Source organism: Enterococcus casseliflavus NBRC 100478, assembly GCF_001544095.1.
Classification (GTDB): Bacteria; Bacillota; Bacilli; order Lactobacillales; family Enterococcaceae; genus Enterococcus_D; species Enterococcus_D casseliflavus.
Genome location: NZ_BCPT01000001.1, coordinates 20,761 through 34,396 on the forward strand (window position 1 = coordinate 20,761; position 13,636 = coordinate 34,396).

At 43.2% G+C, this 13,636-nt stretch carries 10 protein-coding genes; all 10 read right to left on the minus strand.

Features of this window, described 5'->3' with window-relative positions:
• Position 1: 1 nt before the first annotated feature.
• The gene (locus tag ECA1_RS00100) at positions 2 to 949 is read right to left on the minus strand and encodes an ABC transporter permease (protein ID WP_005234199.1); all 948 of its coding nucleotides are present in this window, start codon (positions 947 to 949) and stop codon (positions 2 to 4) included.
• Positions 934 to 3,447 carry an exo-rhamnogalacturonan lyase family protein gene (locus ECA1_RS00105; protein WP_060791380.1) on the minus strand — a complete coding sequence of 838 codons (2,514 nt, stop codon included), beginning with the start codon at positions 3,445 to 3,447 and terminating at the stop codon, positions 934 to 936. The genes ECA1_RS00100 and ECA1_RS00105 overlap by 16 nt, the downstream gene beginning before the upstream one ends.
• Entirely contained in the window at positions 3,422 to 4,096 is a 675-nt protein-coding gene (locus tag ECA1_RS00110) for a YesL family protein (RefSeq protein ID WP_060791381.1), read from the minus strand. The genes ECA1_RS00105 and ECA1_RS00110 overlap by 26 nt, the downstream gene beginning before the upstream one ends.
• Positions 4,096 to 4,764: a DUF1961 family protein gene (locus ECA1_RS00115; protein WP_060791382.1), complete on the minus strand. Its 669-nt coding sequence runs from the start codon at positions 4,762 to 4,764 to the stop codon at positions 4,096 to 4,098. Before ECA1_RS00115 ends, ECA1_RS00110 begins: the two co-directional genes overlap by 1 nt.
• A gap of 267 nt (positions 4,765 to 5,031) precedes the next feature.
• Positions 5,032 to 6,546, minus strand: a complete 1,515-nt coding sequence (locus tag ECA1_RS00120) for an extracellular solute-binding protein (protein WP_060791383.1) — start codon at positions 6,544 to 6,546, stop codon at positions 5,032 to 5,034.
• Positions 6,547 to 6,963: 417 nt separating this feature from the next.
• Positions 6,964 to 8,217, minus strand: coding sequence for a glycoside hydrolase family 28 protein (locus ECA1_RS00125; RefSeq protein WP_060791384.1), 1,254 nt, complete (start codon positions 8,215 to 8,217; stop codon positions 6,964 to 6,966).
• 424 nt (positions 8,218 to 8,641) lie between these two features.
• Positions 8,642 to 10,255 (minus strand): glycosyl hydrolase family 28 protein, encoded by a 1,614-nt coding sequence (locus ECA1_RS00130; RefSeq protein WP_060791385.1) that lies wholly within the window; start codon positions 10,253 to 10,255, stop codon positions 8,642 to 8,644.
• A 75-nt stretch (positions 10,256 to 10,330) separates the two neighbouring features.
• On the minus strand, positions 10,331 to 11,164 hold the full coding sequence (locus ECA1_RS00135; RefSeq protein ID WP_005234188.1) for a carbohydrate ABC transporter permease: 834 nt from the start codon (positions 11,162 to 11,164) through the stop codon (positions 10,331 to 10,333).
• A gap of 3 nt (positions 11,165 to 11,167) precedes the next feature.
• Positions 11,168 to 12,127 carry a carbohydrate ABC transporter permease gene (locus tag ECA1_RS00140; protein WP_060791575.1) on the minus strand — a complete coding sequence of 320 codons (960 nt, stop codon included), beginning with the start codon at positions 12,125 to 12,127 and terminating at the stop codon, positions 11,168 to 11,170.
• Positions 12,128 to 12,316: 189 nt separating this feature from the next.
• On the minus strand, positions 12,317 to 13,627 hold the full coding sequence (locus tag ECA1_RS00150) for an ABC transporter substrate-binding protein (RefSeq protein WP_060791387.1): 1,311 nt from the start codon (positions 13,625 to 13,627) through the stop codon (positions 12,317 to 12,319).
• Positions 13,628 to 13,636 lie beyond the last annotated feature (9 nt).

Consider the following 13,636-nt stretch of genomic DNA (forward strand, 5'->3'; position numbering starts at 1 on the left):
CTTAGTATAAGCCGCTTTCGCCAAAGCGTTTCGCTAATTTATTGGTACAAAGTACGAGGATGATCCCAACGATCGATTTAAATAATCCGACGGCTGTTGAGTAACTGTAAGCGCCATTGGTGATCCCCATCATATACACATACGTATCAAAAACATCTGCTACTGTTCGGTTCAACTGATTGGTCATCAAGAAAATCTGATCAAACCCAGTAGACAAAATCGACCCGATCCGCATGATCAGCATAATGATGATCGTCGAACGAATCGCAGGCAAAGTGATGTGCCACACACGACGAAAACGTCCTGCACCATCCATGATCGCGGCTTCGTATTGTTCCTGATCCACACCTGATAAGGCAGCTAAATAAATAATGGTCCCCCAACCGATCTCTTTCCAAATCGATTGCATTACGATCATGGGGCGGAACCATTGCGGGTCTGAGAGAAAGTCGATTTCAACGCCTGTCAACGAAGCGATAAATTGAGTGATCGCTCCATGATCGATGTTGAATAAGATATGCCAAAGACTAACGACGATCGTCCATGAAAGAAAATGTGGTACATAGACGAAGGTTTGAATGGTCCGCTGAAACAGCTTGTTGCGCAATTCATTCAGTAACAGTGCCAAAAAGATGGGTGCTGGAAACGAAAAGAAGATGTTTAAAAAGGCAATCATCAACGTGTTCCACAAGATCCGAAAGAAATCAGGATTATTGAAGAAATCCATAAAATTTTGTGTTCCGACCCATGGACTATCTGCGATTCCTAAAAAAGGCACATAATCTTTGAAAGCAATGATCAACCCATACATCGGTGCATAACGAAATACTGCAAAATAGATGATCCCGGGAATCGTCAAAATATAGAGCCATTTATTTTGTTTAAAATGGTTGAGAAAACTCCCCCATTGCTCTTTCGTTTTCGGCACTTTTTTTATTGTTGTTTCCATTCATTCTCCTCCTCTAACTCCGCTCCGATCAGTGCTAAACAACAAATCGTATTTAGACCCCACTGTGACAACACATTGGTCGATACCCACGGCATTTCTTTTATTTTTTTCCACGTTGTCGCTGCTTCAATGGTCGCTTCGATCGGCAATGGAACACCCGATTTGTCATTATCAAGCAATAACTGCCAAGCCCTTTGACTGATTGCTTGATCGTTACGCACTCGCCCAGCAAAGGCCATCATCGTCGACGCAAACATTGGCCAGGCAAAATGAGGTTCCGTCAGTCCCCCGTTTGATTCTTCTGCTTTTCTCTCAGGACTCAAGCTATAAAACCAGCCAAACTCCCCTAACATCTCTGTCCACTCGGGGTCTTCCAGCACTTGAGCAAGTTCTAACCAAACTTGCGGCGCCCCAAAGGAGATGACCATGTGATAGCCGCCAAAATTCCCAGTTCCCATATAAGATAAGGTTTTGTCTTGTGGATCAAATAACACTGTGGGACCAGACAATAGGCGCTGGGGCATGGCTTTGATGCAGGTGATGCCCGTGCGAATTTTTTCAAGGTAAACAGGATCATTCGTCCGTTCCCACTGGGTAAACCAGTTCGAGACTAGCGCAGCCCAATCTGGTCCGATGCGAATCGGTATCCGCTTCGTTTCTCGTTCATAAAACTCGCGCATCGGTGGTAACGCATCAAAAGCATAGGTTTCATTGTCTTTGACTTGTTCCATAATCTCCCCAATGCGTTCATCCGCTGTCAAATAGTAGTAGTAGCGATGGAGACCCGCCATTGAAATTCGAACTTCTTTTGCTTGGCAGCCCCAATGAACGACATTATGCCGTGACCCTAATCCTTTGTATTCACCAGCATGATACTGATCGACTTCTGAAGTATGTCTCGTCATGCTTTCAGCCAGATAGTAGACGCTTGGATCACCAGTCCGTAAGAAATCTAGCCAAAGCCACATGTTAGGGACCAATTCAGTGTTTTGCCAAGCGTACCCACCAAGATCGTAGCGCCATTGGTGTCGAAACTGATCATAGGTATGCATGACATCACCATAGTTCCAATAGCCATACCAACTTCTTTGTTGGACTTCTGCTAAATAGAATTGACGCATCTCAGCCAATTGTTGCTCCAGCAACTGTTTCGTTTTCGTTGATTCATCTGGTAAACTGATCCTGCCAAAAACCTTCGTCTCTTGATAACGCTCTGGCAATGAAACGATCTGGGCAGGTTCTTGGTTTTCTTGAGCTAAGCCCAGCAACACTTCTTCTGACGGGGCTTCTTCATATAGATCCAACCAACAACGCGTCGTATTTGCTACACCAACTGCGGTCGAACGAATCTCTTCCATTCCTTCGTATCCGCTAAGCATATGATCCCGTTTGGAATAGTGCTGAAAATCCATTGGCTTGGCATTCGGTGACCACTGCCACATCGTGATTTGGGTTTCTTTTTGGGTGATGCCTGTCACCTCGATCGCAGATGGTGCTTTTTCCCAAAATTTCTCCATGCTGCAAGCAACGCCGCCGGTTTCTCCCCCAGCGTAAAAGGTACCTGAATAATGCTCGCCATCCCCAATGGGCAACCAACAGTACCCAGCTTCGGTCTGTTTTTCTAATTCAAATGACCGATGATTGATTTGATTGACCCGAAAATTGTCCCAAATAGCATTTTCCACCGCATGAGACAGCATCGGCTCGTCCGCTGGGGTCAATGAAACGAGCTGGCCACTGGCTTGTTCTTGATAGGGAATGTTTTGCTGATAGTGTCGCCGTGAAAGTAACAATTGCGCCGCTTCATGATACACAGCATCTGCAATAAATTTGACTTGTCGATTCCAATTTTCACCTGTGAACGCATAATCAAATGCTATCCCCATGCCTTCATAAACAAGTGGTTTGATGATAATGACCGTATGAATGATTTCCAATTTGCTGATTTCGCGAAAGATACGGAACCGTAAAATAAACTCTTGCACCACTTCTTGATTGATCTCAATGACGCCCGATACTTTGATAACGGCTTTCTCGGAACCATTTTCTTCCAACATCAAGTCCGTTACTTTGGACTGCACCTTTTTGTTTTGGTATTGCAGGATTGCGTGAAGATCTTGCAATTTTTTCTGCCCATTGACCGCTACCCAGTCCAATACATTTTTCCCTTCCCCATGTTTCGGGAAGAAGCCTTTGATCGTACCGTTGTCAAAATAAATACCGTTGTAAGCTTCCCTAGCAATCGCCTGTTTCTTCTGGACACGCTGTTTTCTTTGAAAAAGTAACTGCGTCGTTTCTGCCACCAGACCACTGTGTCCTGTCCATTTCACACTGCCATCTGGCCAGTAAGCCAGTACTTTCGTTTGCAGCGGCTCCTCCCCCAGCAAAAACAGTTCCTCCCTTAGAACCTCAGGTTGTAAAGCCCCTTTTTCCCATGGATACCCAAAACTCAGCCCACGTTTTCCCTTAGGTTTATTTTTGAGCCATTTCAATGCCATGTTCGATCTCCTCCTCTTCCCTCTCTGCAGGTTGAACTGCATCGTTTTGTTGCTTTAGCTTTTGTTCATTTTCATCAAATAATTTCAAGTAAATCCCCATTGTGCCAATGATCCACATCCCAATACTTAAAAAAGGAAGGAGACCGGGGAGAAAAAAGCTGATCGTACTACAAATCCCAAACCAAAGGACGCCTAAAAAGGTGCCAATAGGTTGAAAAAAAAGAAAGCGTAGCGAAGCGCCTAGGTACTTCTTCGTTGGGAGCACATAATATTCGTACATGCTATGCAATGTATTGATCACAGCGATCGCGACGCATTGGCTAACGATCAATAGGATCAAGCCTGTTTGAGTCAATGCCGCTAAAAATCCTTGCTGGATCACCACCATGGGGCACAAATAAAAGAGAATGATCGGTAAGCCCAAGCGATTCGATCGCCAAAAGTTCCTGCGGTAATACCCAAAGAACGTTTGAAAAAAAGGCGGCGATTCCTGTTTAAGGGTTTTCTTTGCTACGTGGAATCCTGCTTGTACGCTAGGCGCCAGTCCAAAGATGATCCCACCTACTAGTGCACCTATAATAACGGTTACATTTATCAGCAAACAATAAAAGACAAAATCTGCTGCTTGATATGCTTTCTGCCAATTCATCACCGTTCCTCCTCTAAGGAATATACCTTTAAGTCTTTATAGCGGGCCTTCAGTGGCGCCATTTGCCGAAATCCGATCGCTCCTTTGGTTAATACGGGACCAAACTGTTCCTCATCAAGGTACCTTAACACCAATAAGTCGTTGATCCAAAAGGAAATCGTTGCACCTACCTTATCGATTCTTAGGTGATAAAACCCTCGGGCATCTGCTACACTCGGAAGTGGATCTGCGCCTTGGGCGACCAGATGAAACCCATGGCTTTTGCGCAAATTACACGTTTCAAACGCCCGTTCCTCCTCATACTTTCTTCGAAAATAAGAAAGGTGGTAAGCATCGATCCCTCCAGAATGATACTCGGGATATGCTCCGGTTCGTTTGGGTACTCCAGAATCGAAGATCGAGCCACCCTTGCGATTGGTTGCTGCAAAAAAGAGCATACATAAGCCTGGTTCAGCCAGTGGTTGAAACTGCCAGGTGATTCGTAGGTCCGCTGGAAATTGTTGAGGCAGCCATAAAACAAAATGTGGTTGTTTGTTTGATTCTTCAGAATACGTATTCGCCAGAATCATCCCGTCTTGGAAAGTAATTTTGGGCTCTCCTTCAGCAATAAAGTGTTGAATATCTGCTGCTTGATTCAGCGGATTTTCATAGATCAATTTCGCTACCATTTCTTCTTCTCCTTTTATGCGTATATGAGCTACTTTTCTCTTTTCATAGTAAACTTGACCTACATTTCTAACAATTGACTTTTTTTGAATTCCTTGATATCAAGCGTTAGATTAGGTTTTTCACTTGTCTTTTTCCATTTTTTCTTTTCTGATTTCTTACTACCTGTCTCGTCTCACCTGAATAGTACTCCATTTTATTAGCTGAAAAAAATCATTGAAAAAGAAAAAGGTTGAGAGCAAGATCCACTCAACCTTCTTCGACTGTCGTTATTGTGCTTGATGAAGGGCATTCGTTTCTTCCATCAGCTGCGTGCCTCCTTGATTCTTCCAAAGTTCGATCGCAGCTTCCCAACCCCCTTCATCGATTTGTCCTGCAATAAATTGAACCCGCGCGTCACTAATGATCTGATCAAGCTGTGCCCCTTTTGTTACATACGTATCTGTATTATAGGAGGCTGCTGGGTTAAAAACAGCGTGCTCTAAATCAGCTTCCATCAATGACAATCGTTTTTCATAGCTTTCAGTAGCCGCTTCTGTATCAGGCTTAGCAATATAGTACAGGGTATCTTCCGTTACATTCATCCCAATTTGTGAGTACCCTTTGACCGCATTGGCTAACGCTTCAGCTTCTGATCCTTCTAATGCGACGGACATTCCATCCACTACTTCAAAATTGATTCCTTCGATTCCGTTGTTCAGCAATACCTGTACTTCTTTATCATTTAATTTATCAAGGAACGTCAACACCTCTTTTAGATGTTCCTCTGTCTGGACACTCGACTTAGGAATCGCCAAGAAACCAGAATAGCCATCTGTCGGTAACGCATTCATCGTACCGCTATTATCTTTTAAATTCCCTGTAAAGACGACGAGGTCTTCTTCTCCAGCTTGCAATAATTTATTACTGATTTGTGCTGCTCGTGAATACGTATCAATAATGATCCCACCACGTCCATTGATAAACGGCTCATCCCATTTATCTGCTGCCATGGTTGCAAAATCACGATTGACATAGCCTTGTTCCACCATATCTTTAACAAATTGCATTGATTCTAGGTATTCTGGTTGCATAAAGGATGGCTCTAAAGTGCCGTCTATTTCTTTCCAAGCATTTCCTGCCCCAAACCAAGTAGCTAACACATCGTAAGGACTATTTGAATTGATCGAGCCAGGCCATTGGGGAATAATCAAACCAAACGTATCATTTTCACCATTCCCATCGGGATCGTTCTCAGTAAATGCTTTGGCAACCTCATAGAGATCATCGATCGTTTCTGGTACATCTAAGTTTAAGTTTTCTAACCAATCTTTTCGGATGATCACCGCCGTCCGCATCGCATCACGTTTCCGATAAATTCCGTACACTTTGCCATTCACAGAAGAATTACGCAAAACATCCTCGTTAGATTGAGAGAGATTAGGATAATCAGCTAAATAGTCGGTCAAATCCCAAAAAGCGCCATTTTCTGCTGACTTGATAAACCCTCCTGATTTTCCTTGAATGACCATCACTTCTGGAATATCATCTGAAGCTAACGTAATATTCATTTTATCCTCGTAGGATGTATTGGGTGCCCAGGTAATATCAATGTTTTTGCCAGTGTAAGCTTCTAATTGCTTCAAAATCTCGTTGTCACTTGCAGGTGGTTCAGTTTCAATGTACGGCGATAAAATCGAAATCGTATCATAATCTGTTGTGGAGCCTGCTTCCTCCTTCCCGCATGCCGACAAAAAGGCGACTGATAGTAACCCCAAACCAAGAATCGTACTTAATTTTTTCACTACTTTTCCTCCTTAGATTTTGTTGTTGAGCCCGATTAAATAAACCGCTTTCAATACCAAAAGCATAACGAAAAGCAGGATTTCCAGCAATTGACATTTTTTGTTAATCGTTGATATATGGCTAGATAGGGAGTTTTGCTTTACATTTGCAGGTATCGTAAATTATAGGAAAAAGAATAAATAGTTCTTCGTGTTCTTAGTTCGCTCAATCAATCTTATTATCGCAGTTTTTCTGATTCCTATCATTCTTAAATTCTAGTTATAGAAAGCATAGCCTACGTACTGAAGTTCTTATTCGTTAGAGCTTTGGGAACATCTTATCATGAAAAAAGACCAACTCATTGGTCTTCTTTGATAATTCATCAGTTTTTTAGTACTAAGCGGATCAACACTCATTCATATTTGACAGAAAGAGTACTACCGCTCATACACATCATTTTGATCCAATGTTGGCGCTAACGCAGTGACGATCGTTTCCACCATCTTTAAGTTCTCAACCCCTGCAATCTTGCCGAACTCGTCGGCATGGATGGAAAGATTTTTTAATGTTAGATTGCGGATCGGTTCTGCTGGGCTGGCCTCGATGAAAAAAGCACGCACGCTTTGTTGTCCTGTTTTGGTGGCTTGCACATTTTCAATAGTAATGTCGCAGACCTTTGCTGGACCTACTGGAATAGCTGGTTGTGCCATCAATTTGTGCCAATAGTCGGGAATCTCTTCCTCATAATCAGCTGGCAGTTCTGGGTAACTATAATCTGGGTACCAATTTGTTTGTAAGAGAAAAGGAAAGCCAACATCCTTCATCGTTAAATCCGAAGCAGTGACCTTGCGTATAAATCCACCTCGATTGTTGGCGGATTTGATCCGAAACCCTGCGCCAGTTTGCTCAAAGACGACTTTTTGGATTTTGATCTCTTCGATCCCACCCGAAGTTTCACTACCAATAGCAATTCCTGAACCATACCCTAACTGACAGTCTTTGATCGTGATTTTCCGACAGCTTCTTTGCTGGGCTATGGCTTCTGCCCCACGTCCCGCCTTGATCGAGATATTGTCATCGTTGCAGGAAATGTGGGCATTTTGAATCGTGACTTCTTCACAGGAATCAATATCGATGCCATCAGTACTAGGCCCTTTTCCATTGTCTATCGTGATGCCGTCGATCAATATGTGGTGAGAATACGTGATTTGGGTATTCCAAAAACCCGACTGTACAGACGAAATATCTTTGATGGTTACTTGCTGACTTTCATAAACAAGGATATTTCGTGGGCGCTTGCAATCATAATCTGCTGCCCAGCGTAAGCCTTTCTTTGCATAATCCGCCATCATCCCGCTGGCTTCATCTGTTCCCCAAAACGTTTGCCACCATGTTTCTCCACGACCATCAAGTTTTCCTTTTCCAGAGATCATGACATTTTCTGCGTGAAAAACATTGATCATCGCTGCAGGCCACTTCATATTGATCCCTGCGACCCGATTATCTACTTCGGGATAATCGGCCAGTTCTTGACTACCATACAGAATCGTATCCTCTGAGACAATCAAGTGCACATTGCTTTTTAAAAACAATGCGCCGATTTGATAGGCGCCGGGTGGTGTAATCACTGTTCCCTGCACAGTTGATGCTTGGTCAATTTCTCGTTGCAATAATTGCGTGATGTCTTCCATTCTTGCTTGCCTCCTATGTTTTTGTTTTAAGCTGCAAATAGGTTTGTCGATACCCATGACTTTTAAACTTTGCGCATTGCCAACCTTTTTTTCATCTATCATTTCGTTGGATAGAACTGAGTGGTGCTTACTGGCGCTGGCCATCAAGTAAAGTGATCCTCGTGGCACATCTCGTTGTCCTTTCCCATGTGCTTTCTGGCGTCCTTTTTTCCTACATTCTTTACTATAGTCCCCTTAGCGGGAAAAGAAAGTCCTTTTTGTTTTCTGGGGATCGTCTTTTTTTGCATCGTCCTTTCTTGTTAGAAAAATGCGCCTTTTTGTCTACAAAAGCAAAAAGGCGCAACCTGTCAAGGGAGGAAATAAGGTGCTTAACTAACTGTTTCTCATTGGGAGAAACAACGCATGTCATTTTCAAAAGCTTGTTCTACGTGAGTTTCTTTTGCCCCACCATGGATAGTTCGACGGTTTCTTGGCAACTTATTGCGTCACTTATGGCCGCTCGATCAATGATCACTGCTTCTTTAAAACTGACCTCCTGACACTGTTCAAAAATCATTTTCTTTTGCCCTTTAGCTGATTCAAAGGCAACTGACTCAAAAGTAACGCGTTGGATCGGTGAAACCTGCTGTGCTTGTTCATCGACAAACCCTTTTAGCTCGACCAAAGGGTTCTGCCCTACGATACAGGTATTCTTGACCAAAATATCCGAAATGATTGGTAACTGTTGGGCTGCCTGACCATCGGCATTGTAAGCAACAGGATGAGCCATGAAACGATCCAACAGGCAATCGATGATCGTCACTTGACGAATATAGCCACCACGATCATTCTGAGCTTTCAATTCTAGCCCATAAAGCGTATTGGTCAGTTGACAATCTCGAAAAGTGATATTTTCGACACCACCAGATTGCTCACTACCAATCGCGATGCCATGTCCCCCACGAATAGCCAAATCAAACAGCCGAATATTTTTCGCTGGTCTATTGATCTGATTTCCTTCTGGATTTTTGCCAGATTTGATTGCGATACAATCATCACCCGTATCAAAAACGGTGTCAAAAATCAGCAAGTTTTGCGAAGAATCTGGATCCCATCCATCGCCATTGTCGATGCCTTTGGACTGAATAGTCACCCCATGGGTCACAACGGTGTCACAGTAAATCATATGGATAGTCCAGCATGGTGGATCAATCAACGTCAGCTCTGTCAAATGGATGTTTTTGGCCTGCATCATACAGATCAAACGTCCCCTTACTCGTCTTCCAGGTTTTCCATCAGAAACATATTCTGGATACTGTTCACGGTCTGCATAAGAGTTTCGCATCGCTAGTCCTAATGGATTCCCGCCACCAATGATCGTCCCTTTGCCACAAAGACGGACATTTTCACAAACGATACGCCCTCGATCGCCCCGATCGATATACCCAATGTTGATCAATGAACGGAAGCAAAACAATTCCCAGCCTTCATAACGGCTTAATGGTAAGCCCTCTTGATTCACGCTTCCTAAATACTCGTGAGGGGCAACCCGATACGTTTCTATGTCGAGGCTTGCTTGCAATGTGCCATCTACCTGAAAAATCATATTGCTTTTTAGCTCCAAAGCACCAGAAAGAATCACCGCCCCTGTTGGGATCCAGACAGTGCCATTGCTAGGGCAATCGTTGATCGCTTGCTGGAGAATGGCGGTACTATCTTCTTTGCCTGCGCTATCAGCATGGTAGGGTGCTTGCGTAACATCTAACACAACACTTTTTTTCTTTGTACGAAAGGTCGTCGTGACTGCGGTATTTGTAAGCAGGCACCCCTGATGATCGAGGCAGATGATCGTTACTTGATACGTTTGATCGGCAGATAAGTTTGTCAATGTCCAATGCGTCTTGTTTGTTGGTCTGGTTTGGATCAAATCGTTGTCTAAAAACAATTGATAACCCAAAATAGCTTGGGCGTGCAGCGGCTTCTCCCAAATAAGGGTCGCTTGATGATCGCCGATCGTGCTTGGTACGACATGAAAATCAATTACTTGAAATGGTTGCATCGGTTTGTCCTTTCTTCAACGAATTCATTCAATAGAAAAAAGATATTCCAAAACAGCGAATATCTTTTTCCACACTTATTTAAGACCAGTCGTGCTGATGCCTTCAACAATGTATTTTTGGAAAATAAAGAAGATGATCAACACAGGCAGCAAGGAGACGACAGACATCGCGAACATCGCTCCCCAATTGGAGGTGCTGCTAGCATCTAGGAACTGCTTTAAGGCAATCGATACCGTGTAGTTTTGCGGACGTGTAAGGTACAGCATTGGCCCGATCAGTTCTTCCCATTTCCAATAGAAAGAGAAGATCGCAGCGTTTGCCAAGGAAGGCTTCATCAACGGTAGAATCACACGGAAGAAAATACCGACCCGTCCACAGCCGTCCATTTTTGCTGCTTCATCTAAATCTGTCGGGATCGCAGAGACGAATTGAACCATCATGAAAATAAAGAAAGCTTGTCCGAAGTATGAAGGAACGGTTACCGGACGAATCGAGTTAAGCCAGCCTAATTGATTGAACCAAAGATACTGAGGCACCATGATGATCTCTTGCGGCAGCATCATCGTGACCAAGATACAAGCAAACCAAAAGCCTTTTCCTTTGAAAGGAATTCGACCAAATCCATAAGAAATGACAGCCGAAGAACAGACCGCCCCTACCATTGAAATCAACGCGATTTGCAACGAGTTGAAAATATAGCGAATGAAGGGAATCCCTGCGATCCCTTCAAACCCCTTGGTAAAATTTTCTAACGTCCAGCTTCGGGGGATCAACTCCGTTGCCGTTCGAAAAATGTCACTACTAGGTTTAAAGGCACTAAACAGCAGCCAGAAAATCGGATAAAGCATCAGTAATGCAGCAACTAAGATCACGGCATCAAAAAAATAATTTTGTTTTTGTTCACGCATCAATCAAACCTCCTCGTTTTCTTTAAACACCCAAAATTTCGATGTTGCGAACAACAGAATCGTAATCACCCCAACGATGACCAGTAAAATCCACGCTAAGGCTGAAGCATAGCCCATTTTGAAATCGGTAAAGGCTCGTTGATACATGTACAAGGAATAGACTAACGTGCCGTTACGAGGTGAACCCGTCCCATTCGAAATGATAAACGCAGGTGTAAACGTCAAAAAGGCCATGATCGTTTGATAGATCAGATTGAAAAAGATGATTGGCGTCAGGACTGGAACCGTGATATTGAAAAACTGTCTGATTTTTCCTGCCCCATCAATTTCCGCAGCTTCGTAATAATCTTTCGGAATATTTTTCAAACCGGATAAGAAAATCAACATCGACGAGCCAAATTGCCACGCTGCTAATAAAATCAAGGTCATCAACGCTAAGCCAGGACTTTTAAAGAAGTAGATCGGGTCTAAGCCGATCGCCGCTAGCACGCCATTGATCAACCCTGAATCGCCAAAAAGATTCCGCCACATGATCGAGACCGCCACGCTCCCACCTAAAATCGAAGGGATATAAAATAATACCCGATAAGCACCGCTTAATTTCGATGGGCGATTGATCAGCATCGCCACTGCTAATGCGACGATCAGCCGTAAAGGGACTGCCAACACAACATATTTCAGCGTAACAGTCAGTGACTGAACAAACTTGGGATCATTCGTAAAAATCGTCTTAAAGTTATTCCAGCCAACAAATTGCGCCTCTGTCAATAGATCATAGTCATGAAAAGACATAAAAAGAGAAATCCCCATCGGGACGATAATAAAAGCAAAAAAGCCAATGATGAAGGGTGAGATAAATAAGTAGCCTGTAACCATATTCTGTTTTGATTCTGGTAATCGATTAAACCAGCTTTTGAGTTTCCCAGGCTCTTTTGCCGTGGGTGATTTTGATTGTAGTTCCATAATTTTCACTTCCTACCTCCTATAGTTGATTACGCTTACAAGTTGATTTTAACGAAGTGCTTCTTAAGAATGAATAGAAAAAAAAGCACAGAAATGTGAAAAACTAGAGGACCTATATTTTTTGCCTCCATTGTTTCTCCTAAAAAAACGCCTTTACTGAAAAAGTCAGTAAAGGCGCCGCAGCTATGCTTATTGATAGTTTTCTGCAAAAATTTCTTCGCAGCGTTGCGTAAAGGCATCATAAGTTTCTTCTGGTGTCATCGTGCCATAAGTGATCTCTGCGTACAGCTCTTTAAAGTACGTGTTGATTTCAGCAAACCCAATTGGTGGGATTGGGGATGGATCACCAACGATGTCTGCAATATCATCTAAGAAATCAGAGGACTCTTGTTCTTCTGGTGTCATGTCGGCATAAAGCAATTCTTTGATGGCATCATTGGAAGGAATCCCCCGCTCAGTACCGATGATCTTATTGGCTTCTTCACTATTTACTAAAAAGTCAACAAACTTCGCAGCTGCTTCTTTTGATTCAGAAGCATTCGCGATCGAATAAAAGAACCCTGGTCGATACGCCATCGCCCCGTTTTCTGAGTCGAATGGACGAGCCAAGTTGATTTCGACATCTTCTGCGGCGGAGGCCTTATAGGTCAAGTATTGATTGGACCAAGTCATCATATAGGCTGCTTTTCCTTGTGAAAACGGATATTGATCCATACTGTTGGCATTGCTAGTCACTTCTGCGGTTGGCATTGCTTTGGCTTCCGTAAGGTCCGCGATAGCCCCCATAAATTCAACCCAGTTTTCTTTGGAAAAACCGATCTCTGGTTTGCCGTCTGCATCGTATTGGTATAGATCTTCGCCTTTAGTACGTAAAAAGTATTGCAAAATCGTACTGTTGTCATTGTTATCATTCCAACCATAATCACCGGTTGCTTCAGCGATCGCTGCCGTACTTTCTACAAGGTCATCGAAGGTATAATTGCTAAAGTCGATCCCAGTGCCCCCTTGTTCTACCAATGATGGATTGTAGAGCATCGCCATAGTATTGACAGAAGTTGGTATGCCAAAAACTTTTCCATCTAACTCGCCAGTTGCTAAAATTGATTCTTTGATATCATCGGTTTGAATCTCATTGCCGATAAATTCCGACATATCTGCTAATTGATTTTTCGTTCCATATTGCGCAATGTACTGCACATCCATCTGGATCACATCAGGTAATTCTCCAGAAGCCGCTTTTGTTGCTAGTTTTTTCCAATGGTCATCCCAAGAACCATACTCATATTCAACTTTGATGTCAGGATTTTGCTTCTCAAATTCTTTGATCGATTCGATATACTTCTCGTGTCTGACTTCTGAGCCCCACCAGGTAAAGGAAATCGTCGTTTTCCCATCTGCATCAGCTTCTGAGCTTCCGCTACTATTGCCGTTGTTGCCACAAGCTGCTAAGGTCGCACCAAGAAACAACAAGCTCGCTGCTTTTAAAAAAGTTTTCTTCATTCTTCTACA